The sequence below is a fragment of the Intrasporangium sp. genome (assembly GCF_032907665.1).
Classification (GTDB): Bacteria; Actinomycetota; Actinomycetes; order Actinomycetales; family Dermatophilaceae; genus Intrasporangium.
In genome coordinates this window covers 25612-38086 of sequence record NZ_JAJJPG010000013.1, presented here as the reverse complement: position 1 = coordinate 38086, position 12475 = coordinate 25612, and the positions used below count along the sequence as shown (strand labels likewise).

Genomic DNA, 12475 nt, shown 5'->3' with positions numbered 1-12475 from the left:
GGGCCACTCGAGTGGAGCTGGGTGTGGAGGACGGGGCCACTCGAGTGAGTGAGCGCGTCAGCCTGTGGAGGACGGGGCCACTCGAGGGCGGGCCTGGCGACGGTAGTCGCGCGGCGACAGGCCGTGCGCCTTGCGAAAGGCCGTGGAGAAGGCGAACGGGCTCAGGTACCCGACTCGACCGGACACCTGCTCCACCGTCGCGTCCGTCTCGACGAGGAGCTCGGCCGCGAGCGACAGCCGCCACTGGGCGAGGTAGGCCATCGGCGACTGGCCCACGAGGTCCGTGAACCGGCGCGCCAGAGTGGCCCGCGACACCGCGGCCTCCCGGGCGAGCGACTCGAGGGTCCAGGGGCGCGCGGGGTCGGAGTGCATGAGCCCGAGAACGCGTCCCACCACCGGGTCGGACTGCGCGAGCCACCACGCGGGCGGTGTTGCCTCGGGGTGGGAGAACCAGGCGCGGAGCGCGGCGATGAGGACGAGGTCGACGAGCCGGTCGATGACGACGTCCTGACCGGGCAGGTCCCGCGCGAGCTCGGCCACGAGGAGGTCGACGAGCCCAGCCCCGAGCCCGCTCGGCCACTCGTCGGATCGCACGACGACGAGGTCGGGGATCGCGTCGAGCAGGCGGCCGGTGACCTGGCCGGGCAGCTCGTAGGTGCCGACGAGGAAGCTGTCATCGCCGTGAGCGGCATTGCCCCAACGTCGGACTCCGTGGCTGAGCTCGACGCAGAGGTCGTTGCCGACGAGGTCGTGACTGGTCTCGCCGGGGCGGATGACGATGCTCGGCGGGGTGGTCGGGGAGTCGCTGAAGGTGTAGCGCAGCCCGCGGGCCGTGATGGCGACGTCCCCGGGCGACAAGGACGCGACCTCGCCGGACTCCTGGATGAGGTGGGCCCCACCCCGGACGACGACGAGCACCGCGACCGTGGCCTCGTCCTCGACGGAGATGCCCCAGGGCGCGGCCATGTCGACCCGGAGCACGTGAGCACCCCGCGCCCGATGGCCGTCGAGCACGGCTGTCATGGGATCCATGACGCCACGCTAGTGGACGATTGCGAAGGTTTGAGAGCAGATAACTCATGGAAAGTCGCAGCAGCACCCGCTGTCATGGACCCATGACCACCTCAACCACTCACTCCAACCCCACGTCACGCCAGACCACGCCACCACCAGCACTCCCCGGGCACGGCACCGTCGTCGTGGTCGGGGCCACCGGCAAGACGGGCCGCCGTGTCGCCGCCGGACTGACCGATCTCGGTGTCGACGTCCGGCCGGTCTCCCCACGGGGCGCCACCCAGTTCGTCTGGGAGGACGAGGCGACCTGGGACGCCGCACTCGAGGGTGCCGTCGCCGCCTACGTCTCCTATGTCCCCGATCTGGCAGTTCCCGGCGCAGCCGAGACCGTCGCCAAGCTGGCCCGTCGCGCCCGCGGGCACGGACTCACCCGAGTCGTGCTCCTGTCCGGTCGGGGCGAGGCCGGCGCCCAGGAGGCCGAGCAGGCCGTGCTCAGCGAGCTCCCCGCGTCCGGCGTCGTCCGGTGCAGCTGGTTCATGCAGAACTTCAGCGAGGGCCTGCTGCTCGACTCGCTCCGGAGCGGCACGATCGCGCTGCCGGCGCCGAGCACGGCAGTCGAGCCCTTCCTCGACCTCGACGACCTCGCAGCCGTCGCCGTGCACGCCCTCACCCAGCCGGGCAACGAGGGCCGGGTGCACGAGCTGACCGGCCCGACCGCCCACTCGCTCGACGAGACCGCGGCCATCCTCACGGAGGCAACGGGTCGCCGCGTCCGCTACGTCGAGGTCTCGGTCGAGCAGTTCGCCGAGCAGCTCACCGCTGCGGGCCTCCCGTTTGACGACGGCGTCTGGCTCGGAACCCTGTTCGGTGAGATCCTCGACGGGCGCAATGCCCTCCCCACCGACGGGGTCGAGCGCGCCGTCGGCCGCCCCGCGACGTCGCTCAGCACGTGGGCGCATCGTGTCGCCGCGACGGGAGGCTGGTCCTGATGCAGACGATGCAGGCCCTGTCACTTGTCACGGCCGGTGCGTCCGGCGTCATGGGAGGCGTGCTCTTCGGCTTCTCGAGCTTCGTCATGCCGGGGCTCCGAAGGCTCCCGGCCACGGACGCCGTCGCGGCGATGCAGGCCATCAACAAGGCCGCCCCTCGGGCGCTCGGACTGCCACTCGTCGTCTCCGGCCTGGGGTCGGCGGCCGTGGGCGCCTGGTCGCTCACGCAGTCGGCGTCTGCGGGGTCCCCGGGACCCCGCGCCCTGCTGCTCGCGGGTGCCGCCGCCGGCGTCGTGGCCTTCGCGGTGACGGTGGGCTACCACATCCCGCGCAACGACCGGCTCGATGCCGTGGACGCCCGATCCTCCGCCGCAGCCGGGGCGTGGGCGGACTACGTCCCCGGGTGGGTCGCGATGAACCACGTCCGAACGGCCCTCTCGCTGGCGTCCGCCGCCCTCGTCGCGGCGGGTGTCATCCAGCTGCCCTGACCGGCCGCGCCCACAGACTGACAGGCCAACAGAGGTCGTATGCCGCTGGGCTGGCTTCCTGCCCAAGCCCGCTCAGGTGCCTGCGCCGGTGACCATCCACGCGTCCTGCCGCGCGCGCCAGCCGAGCACGGCGCCGCGGATGACCATCCAGAGGGTGAACGCGAGCCAGAGCACGACGAGGTCGAGGGCAGCCGAGTCGCTCGGACCTCGAGCCCGGACGGCGAGCACGAGCGGGAGGTAGGCGATGAGGGTGACGACCTGCCCCCAGGCGAGCCAGCGACCATCACCTGCGCCGATGAGGACGCCGTCGAGGACGAAGACGTAGCCCGCGACGGCCTGGCCGAGACCGACGACGACGAGCGCGGCGCCGAGGGCGGCCCGCACGGGCTCGTCGGGGGAGAAGAGGGGCGGGAGGATGCCGTGCAGCGCGACGACGGCAAGGCCGATGGCGAGCCCGCCCCAGATGCCCCACTGGGTCATCGTCCGCACGGCGACCCGGACGCCCTCGCGGTCGCCGGCGCCGAGGGAGCGGCCCACGATGGCCTGGGCGGCGATGGCGAGCGCGTCGAGGGCGAAGGCGAGGAAGGACCACACGGTCAGGGCCACCTGGTGAGCGGCGAGCGGCACGTCACCGAGGGAGGCCGCCACCCAGGTCGTGAGCAGCAGGGTCGCCCGCAGCGCCAGGGTGCGGATGAGGAGCGGCACACCGGTCCGGGCCGCGGCGAGGATGCGGCCGGGATGGGGGTGCAACGAGGCCTGGCGGGCGCGCGCCTTGCGGAGCAGGACGGTCACGAGCCCGACGGCCATGCCGGTCTGGGCGATGACGGTGCCCCAGGCGGATCCGGCGATCCCCCAGCCGAACCCATAGACGAGCAGGACGTTGAGCCCGATGTTGGCGGTGAAGCCGATGACGGAGGCGACGAGGGGTGTGCGCGTGTCCTGCAGTCCGCGCAGCACGCCCGTGACAGCGAGGATGCCGAGCATTCCGGGCAGGCCCGCCGCGGAGATGCGCAGGTACGTGGTCGCCTGGGCGAGAACTGCTTCGGAGGCCCCGAAGGCCGCGCAGATCGGCTCGGCGAGCACGGCCACGAGGGCGGCGGTGACGAGGCCGAGGCCCGCTGCGAGCCAGAGCCCGTCGACCCCGGCGGTGATGGCCGCGCGGGTGTCCCCCGCCCCGAGGTATCGGGCAACGACGCTCGTCGTGCCGTAGGCGAGGAAGACGAAGATCCCGGCTGCGGTGAGGAGCGCGGCGCTGGCCACGCCGAGGCCGGCGAGCTCGGCCGTGCCGAGGTGTCCGACGATCGCGGAGTCGGCGAGGAGGAAGAGCGGCTCGGCGATGAGGGCGAGGAAGGCGGGGACGGCGAGGCGCAGGATCTCGCGGCGGTGACTCGCCGGCCCGTTCATGTCCCGGCGCCGAGATGCTTGAGGGCCTCGCGTCGGGAGAGGCCGGACAGTCCCGGGTGCTGGTCGACGAACCGGCGCACCCAGGCCGGGTCCCACCGGGCGTGGTCGCGCAGGGCCCACCCGATCGCCTTGCGGCTGAAGAAGTCGGGGTCCTCGATGTTGGGCTCGATGACGTCGGCGAGCAGGCGTTGGTCGACCCGCTCCCGCGCCCCGACCTGGCAGAGGATGGCCGCGCGTCGGACCCAGAGCGAGTCGGCGATCGCCCACTCGCGCATCCGCCGGCCCTCGACCTCGCGTGCTGCGAGCACCGTGTCGCGGACGAGGTGGGTGGCGATGTCGTCGACGACGTCCCACCAGGCTCCGGATCGGATCAACCTCTCCCACAAAGGCATTGCCGAGGAGTCGACCCACTGGCGATGGGCCCTGTGCCTGGCCAGTGCGAGCGCGGCATACCACTCCTCGCGATGGGAGGCCTCGTCCCAGAGCGCGAGGATCGTCGCCTCCCACTCGTCCCGGGACCGCATCGCCAGGTTCGGGTCGAGCAGGAGGTGGCGCATCTCGGCGCGGATCTGGGGCATGGTCAGTCCCCAGAGGGGCAGCGCCGACTTCAGGTAGCGCCGCAGGCCGGTCGCGCGGGCCGGGTCGGCGCGCTGCTCGAGGGCCGTCCGGACGGCGGTGATCAGCTCACGGTGAGGTGTCGTGTCGACCATGCCGTCAGTGGTTTCGCAGGGTGATGACGGGAATCTCCGGCGGGGCGAGCACGCGCACCGGGGGACCCCACGCGCCGGCTCCCCGGGTCGTGAGGACCGGCACGTCCCCGACCGGCGCGAGCCCTTCGAGGACGGGCTCCTGGAGCAGGACGAGGTAGTCGAAGGGCCAGAGCTGGCCACCGTGAGTGTGCCCCGAGAGCTGGAGGTTCACCCCGCGCCCCTTGGCCAGCTCGGCCATGCTCGGCCGGTGGGCGAGCAGCAGCGTGAAGACGTCGGGGTCGACTCCGGCGAGGGCCTTGTCCGCGTCGGGCCCGTCGGCGCGGTTGCCCGAGGGGTCGGGCATGCCGGCGATCGTCAGGGCGCCCCCCTCCGTCTCCACGTCGACGCTCTCGTTGCGCAGGACCCTGATCCCGAGGTCCTCCCAGTGGTGCAGCCAGCGGTCGGGCTCCCCGGAGATGACCTCGTGGTTGCCGTCGACGCCGAAGACGCCGAGCGGAGCCGAGAGGTCGGCGAGGGGGGCGATGTCCGAGCCCACCTGTGACACAGAGCCGTCCGCGACGTCGCCGGTGATGACGACGAGGTCCGGTTGCTGCGCGTTGACGAGGTCGACGATCCGTCGCGTGAAGCCCTCATCGCGCACGGGTCCGACGTGCAGGTCCGAGATGAGGGCGATGCGCAGCCCGTCGAGGCCTTCGGGGACCAGGTCGTTGGTGATGGTGACCGGAGTGACCGACGGCTCCGCCGCCTCCCAGAGGCCGTATGCCGTTGTGCCGAGTGCCAGCACCACCACCGCGGGTGCCCCGATGCGAAGCGCAGGTCGGCGCAGGTCCGTGCGGCCGACCAGCCGCATCGGCAGGATGACGAGGCCGAGGACGAGGGCGCCGACGAGGAGGTACCAGACGACGGCGAGCCAGGTCATGCCGAGCCAGGCGAGCCACCGGAGGCCGTCCGGCGCGACGACGCCGCCCTGGATGGCGAAGGCCGCGAGGGCGGCCACCCATCCCAGGGCGAGGACGATCGCGGCAGCCCGCCGGACGGCATACGGCCACCCGGGTGAGACGAAGAGACGACGGTGGAGGGACCACGTCACGAGGGCGAGGAGCCCGGCGACGACGGCGACGAACACGGACACAGGGGACAGGCTCTCAAATGTGTCGCCGTCGCGCCCGTCGCATCCGGCCCTCGGGCCTGGTGTGGGCCGGGGTCAGCCAGTCGGGGTCAGCCAGTCGGGTCAGCCAGTCCGGGTCAGGCCGGCGTCCCGAACCGGACGGCGTTGCGGGCCCGGGCCTTCGCTCGCTCCACCTCGCGGTCCTTCGGCGGGGCAGTCGTCGTGAGGTGGTCGAGGAGATGCTGGGTCGCGTGGGCAATGGCATCGACGGCCTCGTCGAACGCGGCCTGGTTGGCCTGGCTCGGCTTGGTGCTGCCGCTCACCTTGCGGACGTACTGCAGTGCGGCGGCGCGCACCTCGTCACTCGTCGCTGGGGGCTCGAAGTTGTGGAGCTGGCGGATGTTCCGGCACATGAACCGAGCCTAACCGGCGCCGCCCGGCGGGCTCAGTCACCACGTGAGGCGTCACCGCGCGGCTGCTCTGGCAGGAGGTCCATGACCCGCGCCGCACCCGGCGAATTCGGACCAACCTCTTGCCTCCGGTAAGTAAGTAAAGTTAACTAACTTCCATGACCGCCGCCGTTCCACGGGCTCGCCGCGTCCATTCCCGGACGGCGGTCCTGCCCGCCCATGGTCGCCGCCACAACCTCTCGCTCGTCCTCCAGACGCTGTACACGGCCGGGCCGATGAGCAGGGCCGACCTTGCCCGCCGGGTCGGCCTCACCAAGGTGACGGTGAGCGACCTCGTCGCCGAGCTTCTCGAGAGCGGGCACGCGATCGAGCTCGGGCCCTCGGGCCAGGTCCGGCCCGGGAAGCCCGCGACGCTCGTCGACATCAACCGCACCGGCCTGCAGATCATCGGCCTCGACCTCGCCGAGCACGAGACGCTCCGCGCCGCCGTCCTCGACCTCGACGGCCGCATCCTGGCCCGAGCCGAGCGGCCGCTTCCCGACGACGTCGCCGCGACGGCCGTGGCCACCGACCCCGTGCTCGACACCGTCCGCGACCTCCTCCACGAGATCCTCGACGCGGCCACGGCACCGCTGCTCGGCGTCGGGGTCGGCACCCCGGGGATCGTCGGCCCGCGCGGCGTCGTCGACACTGCGCCCAACCTCGGCTGGACCGACGTCCCGCTCCGCGACCTGCTCGTCGAGGAGACCGGACTGCCCGTCTTCGTGAGCAACGACGCGGATGCCGCCGTCCACGCCGACCACACCCTCGGTGGGGGCGGGGACGACGTCATCCTCGTCAAGATCGGGCGCGGTGTGGGGTGCGGCCTCATCGTCGGCGGCAACCGGGTCCATGGCGCCCACTTCGCCGCCGGAGAGATCGGGCACGTCACGGTCGGCACCGACGGTGGCTCCCGGTGCCGGTGCGGGAAGGTGGGCTGTCTCGAGACCTGGCTCTCCGCCCCGAATCTCGAGCGACTCCTCGCCGACGCTGACCCCGCTGACCCCGAGCGTCCGCTCCGTGAGGCCGGCGAGCGGCTGGGCATCGCCATCGCGCCGGTCGTCGCCGCGCTGGACCTCTCCGAGGTCGTGCTGACCGGCCCCGAGAACCTCCTCCGCGGCGTCCTCCTGCGCACCCTCGAGGAGACCCTGCGCTCGCGAGTGCTCGCGCGGCCCACCGACACCCTGTCGGTCCGTCTCGCCCGGGACTCCGACGACATCGTCCTGCGCGGCGCGTCGGTGCTCGTCCTCTGGGACCAGCTCGGCGTCGCCTGACTCACCCGCCTCCACACCGACCGCCTCCGCGGCCACCCGAAAGGAACCCTCCATGAAGAAGAAGCTCGGTCTGACGGTGGCCACGGCCGTGGCCACCTCGGCGGCCCTCCTGCTCGGGGCCTGCAGCAGTGCCGGCCCGACGGACAGCCCGACCACGTCCGGCCCACCGGACAACAGCAAGCGCACCCTGACGCTGTGGCTCATCGGCGCGGACACGAACCAGGACCTGCGCACCTACCTCACCGACACCTTCACGGCGAAGACCGGTGCCACCCTCCGGATCGAGGAACAGACGTGGGGCGACATCGTCACCAAGCTGACGACGTCGCTCCCGGACGAGAACAACACCCCCGACGTCACCGAGCTCGGCAACACGCAGGCGCCGACGTTCACCAACGTCGGAGCCTTCGCCGACGTCTCGGACCTCTACGAGGAACTCGGCGGTGACAAGCTGCTCCCCTCGTTCGTCGAGGTCGGCAGCGTCGACGGCAAGAAGTACGCCCTGCCCTACTACTTCGGCTCGCGCTACCTGTTCACCCGGGCGGACGTGTGGAAGGAGGCGGGCGTCAACGAGCCGACGACGCTCGACGAGTTCAACGCAGCGGTCACGCAGATCACGGCGAAGAACCCCCGCGGCATCGACAACTTCAGCGGCTTCTTCCTCGGCGGCCAGGACTGGCGCAACGGCATCTCCTGGATCTTCGCCAACGGCGGCGACCTCGCGAAGAAGGAGAACGGCCAGTGGGTGTCGACCCTCTCGGACCCCAACACCCTCACGGGACTGGCCCAGCTCCAGGACCTCTACCGCAACGCCTCCAAGGCGCCCGCCGACGCCAAGGACGCGACGCCGTGGCTGTACGTCAACGACACGGACGAGGTGCTCGACGACGAGGGCAAGGCGGTCGGCAAGACCAGCCTGGCGGCGGCGACGATCATGGCTCCGGGTTGGGCCCACTGGTCGATCGGCGACCTCAAGGAGAAGGACGGCAAGCCCGTCCGGGAGTGGAACCCGAAGAAGTTCGGCGTCTTCGTCCTGCCCGGAAACGACGGGAAGCCCGCGCCGGTCTTCGCCGGCGGCTCCAACATCGGCATCTCCGCCAAGAGCAAGAACCAGGACCTCGCCCGAGAGCTGCTCCGGATCATCTTCAGCCCGGAGTACCAGCAGCAGCTCGGCGCTGCGGGTCTGGGACCGGCCAACAGCGACTACGTGTCCTCCCTGGGCACGGACGAGTTCGCCAAGGCGCTCATCGACTCGGCGTCGAACTCCAAGCTGACGCCGGCCGCGCCGGGGTGGGCAGCCGTCGAGTCGCAGCAGGTCCTCGAGGAGTTCTTCGGCAAGATCCGCGACGCCTCGGACCTCGCCGCCCTGGCGAAGGAGTACGACGCCCGGATCACGCCGATGCTGAACCTCTCGTGACCCGATGACGGCAGGCCCGGCCGGGGGGCCTCCTCCACGCTCCCCGGCCGGGCCCGAACGGCCTCCCGGTAGGCCTCCCGAAAGGCACCGACATGGCGACGCGCCGTCGCATCCCCTTCCTGCTCGTCGCACCCACCGTGCTCGTCCTCGGCGCCGCCCTGGGCTACCCCGTGGGGTGGCAGGTCGTCACGAGCCTCCAGAAGTTCGGTCTCCTCCAGCAGTTCGGGCAGCCCCCCGAGTGGGTGGGCCTCGACAACTATGCAGCCCTCGTCACCGACCCGACCCTGTGGGCGGTGGTGGCCCGGTCGATCGTCTTCTGTGTCGTCGTCGCCGCGACGACGGTCGTCGCGGGTGGTCTCATCGCCCTGCTCATGCGGCGCGTCGGGACGGCGGCGCGTCTCACCCTGCAGGTGTCACTCCTCGTGGCCTGGGCGATGCCGGTCGTGGCCTCGATGACGGTCTGGGCGTGGATCGTCGACTGGCGACGCGGCCTGCTCAACTGGCTCCTGGAGCGGCTCGGCGTCGACGCGGCGGGGCACAACTGGCTCGCGGAGCCCCTCTCGTTCTTCGTCATCGCGGCGGTCATCGTCGTCTGGATGAGCGTCCCCTTCGTGGCCCTGTCCATCTATGCGGGACTGACCCAGATCTCGCCGGAGGTGCTCGAGGCGGCGGAGATCGACGGTGCGACGGGCTGGCAGCGCGTGCGGCACATCATGCTGCCGCTCATCGCCCCGGTGCTCTCGATCGTCCTGCTCCTCCAGCTCATCTGGGACCTGCGGGTCTTCACCCAGATCAAGCTGCTCCAGGACGCCGGTGGCGTCGTCAACGAGACCAACCTGCTCGGCACCTACATCTACCAGCTGGGCACTGGCTCAGGCGATTTCGGCACCTCGAGCGCCGTCTCCATCCTCATGCTCGTCCTCACCCTCGCGCTGTCCTGGTACTACGTCCGATCCCTCATGAAGGAGGAGACCTGATGCGCCGCCGCCTCACACCGGGTCGAGGCCTGTGGACCCTCCTCGCGCTGACGCTGAGCGCGGTCTGGGCCCTCCCGGTCTACTGGATGCTCAACTCGTCGCTGCTGCCCAACGTCGTGCTCCAGAAGACGACGCCGACCCTCATTCCGGTCGGGGGGTCGCTCGACAACTTCGCGGGGGTCCTCCGCGACTCGGGTTTCCTTCGTGCTCTTGCCGTCTCGCTGGCGGTGACCCTGCTGACCGTCGCGGCAGCCATCGTCGTCGCCTTCCTCGGGGCGCTGGCGATCAGCCGGTTCCGGTTCCGCGGACGTCGCTCGTTCGTCCTCGCGCTGCTGCTCATCCAGATGCTCCCGGCGGAGGGCCTCTTCATCGCGCAGTACAAGATGATGAGCTCGCTCGGGCTGCTCAACCAGGTGCTCGGTCTCGCCATCCTCTACACCGCTGCCGTCGTCCCCTTCACGGTGTGGATGCTGCGTGGTTTCGTCGCCGGGGTGCCCATCGACCTCGAGGAGGCCGCCATGGTGGACGGACTGTCGCGGACGCAAGCCTTCCTGCGGATCACCTTTCCGTTGCTCGCCCCCGGCCTGGTGGCCTCCGGCGTCTATGCGTTCCTCCAGGCGTGGAACGAGTTCACGGTCGCCCTCGTCGTCATGACCGAGGAGCAGGCACGCACCCTGCCGCTGTGGTTGCGTGGTTTCGTCCAGGGGAGCGCGATGCGCGAGACCGACTGGGGTCAGGTCATGGCCGCGTCGACGCTCGTGGCGGTTCCGGTCATCGTCTTCTTCCTCCTCGTCCAGAGCCGCCTCAGCAGCGGCCTCGTCGGGGGCGCGGTGAAGGGCTGATGACGTCGCCACAGGGGGCGCTGAGACGCCTCGTCCACGGGACGCTCATGCCGGGTTTCGTCGGCACCGCGGCCCCGGCGTGGATCACCGAGGCGTATGCCGCAGGGCTCGCTGCCGTCTGTCTCCACGGTCCCAACATGGCCGGCTCCCAAGCGCTCTCGGCGCTCTGCGCCGCCCTTCGGGCCGGCCGGCCCGACGTCCTCATCGCGATCGACGAGGAGGGCGGGGACGTCACCCGCGTCCACTACCTCGAGGGCTCCCCGGAGCCGGGCAACGCCGTGCTGGGGCGCCTCGACGACACCCGGCTGACGCGGGACTCGGCGGCTCGCGTGGGACGCGAGCTCACGGCATACGGCATCAACCTCGCGCTCGCGCCGGTCGTCGACGTCAACTCCGCCGATGACAACCCCGTCATCGGAGCGCGCTCCTTCGGGGGCTCGCCGGACCACGTGTCCCGACACTCGGCAGCGTGGCTCGACGGCATCCAGGGGGAGGGGGTGGCAGCGTGTGCGAAGCACTTCCCGGGTCATGGCGACACGACGGTCGACTCCCACCACGCGCTGCCGCGGATCACGGCGTCGCGGGACGTCCTGGAGGTGCGCGAGCTCGCACCGTTCCGGGCCGCCGTCGCGGCCCGGGCCGCGAGCATCATGACCTCCCACGTCGTCGTCGAGGCAGTCGACCCAGACGTGCCGGCGACCTTCTCGCAGAGGCTGCTTCAGGGTGTGCTCCGGGGGGACCTCGGCTTCGAGGGGGTGATCGTCTCGGACGCCCTCGACATGGAGGGTGCGAGCGGCGGCCTGGGCGTTCCGGAGGCCGCAGTCCGCGCGCTGGCGGCCGGCTGCGACCTTCTCTGCCTGGGCTTCCGCACGTCGCCGCGGGTGCTCGGCTCGGTCGTCGACACCGTCGTGCACGCGGTCGACACCGGCAGGCTGCCGCAGCGGCGGGTCGTCGAGGCCGCCGAGCGGGTCGCGCGGCTCGCCGCCGGCTGGACGCCCGTGGCAGCGGGGACCAGCGGCACGACGCCGGCCCCGCTGACGTCGGATCTGGTGCGGGACGCCTTCGCAGTCGGTGCACGCGCACGCGCCTGGCTTCGGTTGCCGGGCGCACCCGTCATCGTCCAGGTGGAGACGCCGAGCAACCCCGCCGTCGGCGACGTCCCGTGGGGCCCCTCGGCGGCCGGCGCCACCATCGAGCGATCCCTCGTGCCGCAGGGGGCCAAGGTGGCCGTCGCCGGACGAGGGCTGGAGCCCGGCCACCCCGCGCGGCAGCTCGCCGAGCAGCTGCGGGCGAGCGGCCGGGAGACGATCCTCGTCGAGTGCGGCTGGCCCCGCGGCGAGGCCGACATCGTCACCTTCGGCGCCTCGCGGCTGGTCGGTCAGGCGCTCGCGGAGCTGCTCGGGGTGGATGCCGGGTCAGCCGGCCGGCGGCCGGGCCAGGACCCGGGTGGACCGGAATGAGGCTCGGCATCGACATCGGCGGCACGAAGACGGCCGCCGTCATCGTGGACGACGCGGACCCGGCGGGGCTGTCGGGGCTGGCGACTGGCGGCTCCGCGAGGGATGTGATCGTCGCTCTGGAGACGGCGCCGTCGGGCCGCGGTCCCGTCGAGGTGGTGCGCGTCGCAGCGGGCGTCGCGGAGCGTGCCCTCGCCCGGCTCGATCCCCGCGACCGGTCCTCGGTGACGAGAGCCGGCGCCTGCATGCCCGGGCTCGTCGACCCCGTTCGTGACCTCGTCCGCAACGCCGTCAACCTCGACGTCGATCAGCTTCGGCTCGGGCGCGATCTCGGGGCCGCCATCGG

Annotated in this window: 12 protein-coding genes and 1 pseudogene; 8 read left to right on the top strand and 5 right to left on the bottom strand. The window is 71.8% G+C overall.

Annotated elements, in window-relative coordinates:
* Nucleotides 1–57: 57 nt before the first annotated feature.
* The gene (locus LOY02_RS03855) at nucleotides 58–1032 is read right to left on the bottom strand and encodes an AraC family transcriptional regulator (RefSeq protein WP_317181012.1); all 975 of its coding nucleotides are present in this window, start codon (nucleotides 1030–1032) and stop codon (nucleotides 58–60) included.
* Nucleotides 1033–1115: 83 nt separating this feature from the next.
* Here LOY02_RS03855 and LOY02_RS03850 point away from each other — a divergent pair, with 83 nt between their 5' ends.
* Together LOY02_RS03850 and LOY02_RS03845 are read left to right on the top strand one after the other, a co-directional pair.
* Nucleotides 1116–2003, top strand: coding sequence for an NmrA family transcriptional regulator (locus LOY02_RS03850; protein WP_317181011.1), 888 nt, complete (start codon nucleotides 1116–1118; stop codon nucleotides 2001–2003).
* Entirely contained in the window at nucleotides 2003–2491 is a 489-nt protein-coding gene (locus LOY02_RS03845; protein WP_317181010.1) for a DUF1772 domain-containing protein, read from the top strand. The genes LOY02_RS03850 and LOY02_RS03845 overlap by 1 nt, the downstream gene beginning before the upstream one ends.
* A gap of 72 nt (nucleotides 2492–2563) precedes the next feature.
* On the opposite strand, the gene LOY02_RS03840 is transcribed toward LOY02_RS03845, so the two are convergent.
* From LOY02_RS03840 to LOY02_RS03825, 4 genes are all read right to left on the bottom strand, one after another.
* Nucleotides 2564–3895, bottom strand: a complete 1332-nt coding sequence (locus tag LOY02_RS03840) for an MATE family efflux transporter (RefSeq protein ID WP_317181009.1) — start codon at nucleotides 3893–3895, stop codon at nucleotides 2564–2566.
* Nucleotides 3892–4605, bottom strand: a complete 714-nt coding sequence (locus tag LOY02_RS03835; RefSeq protein WP_317181008.1) for a DNA alkylation repair protein — start codon at nucleotides 4603–4605, stop codon at nucleotides 3892–3894. Before LOY02_RS03835 ends, LOY02_RS03840 begins: the two co-directional genes overlap by 4 nt.
* A 4-nt stretch (nucleotides 4606–4609) precedes the next feature.
* Nucleotides 4610–5737, bottom strand: a complete 1128-nt coding sequence (locus LOY02_RS03830; RefSeq protein ID WP_317181007.1) for a metallophosphoesterase — start codon at nucleotides 5735–5737, stop codon at nucleotides 4610–4612.
* Nucleotides 5738–5850: 113 nt separating this feature from the next.
* On the bottom strand, nucleotides 5851–6126 hold the full coding sequence (locus LOY02_RS03825; protein WP_317181006.1) for a DUF2277 domain-containing protein: 276 nt from the start codon (nucleotides 6124–6126) through the stop codon (nucleotides 5851–5853).
* 155 nt (nucleotides 6127–6281) lie between these two features.
* Here LOY02_RS03825 and LOY02_RS03820 point away from each other — a divergent pair, with 155 nt between their 5' ends.
* The 6 genes and pseudogenes from LOY02_RS03820 to LOY02_RS03795 form a co-directional block, all read left to right on the top strand.
* A complete protein-coding gene (locus LOY02_RS03820; protein ID WP_317181005.1) occupies nucleotides 6282–7436 on the top strand; it encodes an ROK family transcriptional regulator in 1155 nt (384 codons plus the stop codon).
* A gap of 52 nt (nucleotides 7437–7488) precedes the next feature.
* Nucleotides 7489–8853 carry an extracellular solute-binding protein gene (locus tag LOY02_RS03815; RefSeq protein WP_317181004.1) on the top strand — a complete coding sequence of 455 codons (1365 nt, stop codon included), beginning with the start codon at nucleotides 7489–7491 and terminating at the stop codon, nucleotides 8851–8853.
* Between the two features lie 92 nt (nucleotides 8854–8945).
* Nucleotides 8946–9830 (top strand): sugar ABC transporter permease, encoded by an 885-nt coding sequence (locus LOY02_RS03810; protein ID WP_317181003.1) that lies wholly within the window; start codon nucleotides 8946–8948, stop codon nucleotides 9828–9830.
* Nucleotides 9830–10672: a carbohydrate ABC transporter permease gene (locus LOY02_RS03805; RefSeq protein ID WP_317181002.1), complete on the top strand. Its 843-nt coding sequence runs from the start codon at nucleotides 9830–9832 to the stop codon at nucleotides 10670–10672. The genes LOY02_RS03810 and LOY02_RS03805 overlap by 1 nt, the downstream gene beginning before the upstream one ends.
* On the top strand, nucleotides 10672–12132 hold the full coding sequence (locus tag LOY02_RS03800; protein ID WP_317181001.1) for a glycoside hydrolase family 3 N-terminal domain-containing protein: 1461 nt from the start codon (nucleotides 10672–10674) through the stop codon (nucleotides 12130–12132). Before LOY02_RS03805 ends, LOY02_RS03800 begins: the two co-directional genes overlap by 1 nt.
* A pseudogene (locus LOY02_RS03795) lies at nucleotides 12129–12475 on the top strand (hypothetical protein); the annotation flags it as partial. The gene LOY02_RS03800 and the pseudogene LOY02_RS03795, both read left to right, overlap by 4 nt.

Excerpts from the sequence above, each read along its gene's own strand:
- LOY02_RS03820 (WP_317181005.1), top strand. The coding sequence starts at position 6,282 with ATGACCGCCGCCGTTCCACGGGCTCGCCGCGTCCATTCCCGGACGGCG.
- LOY02_RS03855 (WP_317181012.1), bottom strand. The coding sequence starts at position 1,032 with ATGGATCCCATGACAGCCGTGCTCGACGGCCATCGGGCGCGGGGTGCT.
- LOY02_RS03815 (WP_317181004.1), top strand. The coding sequence starts at position 7,489 with ATGAAGAAGAAGCTCGGTCTGACGGTGGCCACGGCCGTGGCCACCTCG.
- LOY02_RS03840 (WP_317181009.1), bottom strand. The coding sequence starts at position 3,895 with ATGAACGGGCCGGCGAGTCACCGCCGCGAGATCCTGCGCCTCGCCGTC.
- LOY02_RS03810 (WP_317181003.1), top strand. The coding sequence starts at position 8,946 with ATGGCGACGCGCCGTCGCATCCCCTTCCTGCTCGTCGCACCCACCGTG.
- LOY02_RS03800 (WP_317181001.1), top strand. The coding sequence starts at position 10,672 with ATGACGTCGCCACAGGGGGCGCTGAGACGCCTCGTCCACGGGACGCTC.
- LOY02_RS03845 (WP_317181010.1), top strand. The coding sequence starts at position 2,003 with ATGCAGACGATGCAGGCCCTGTCACTTGTCACGGCCGGTGCGTCCGGC.
- LOY02_RS03850 (WP_317181011.1), top strand. The coding sequence starts at position 1,116 with ATGACCACCTCAACCACTCACTCCAACCCCACGTCACGCCAGACCACG.
- LOY02_RS03835 (WP_317181008.1), bottom strand. The coding sequence starts at position 4,605 with ATGGTCGACACGACACCTCACCGTGAGCTGATCACCGCCGTCCGGACG.
- LOY02_RS03805 (WP_317181002.1), top strand. The coding sequence starts at position 9,830 with ATGCGCCGCCGCCTCACACCGGGTCGAGGCCTGTGGACCCTCCTCGCG.
- LOY02_RS03825 (WP_317181006.1), bottom strand. The coding sequence starts at position 6,126 with ATGTGCCGGAACATCCGCCAGCTCCACAACTTCGAGCCCCCAGCGACG.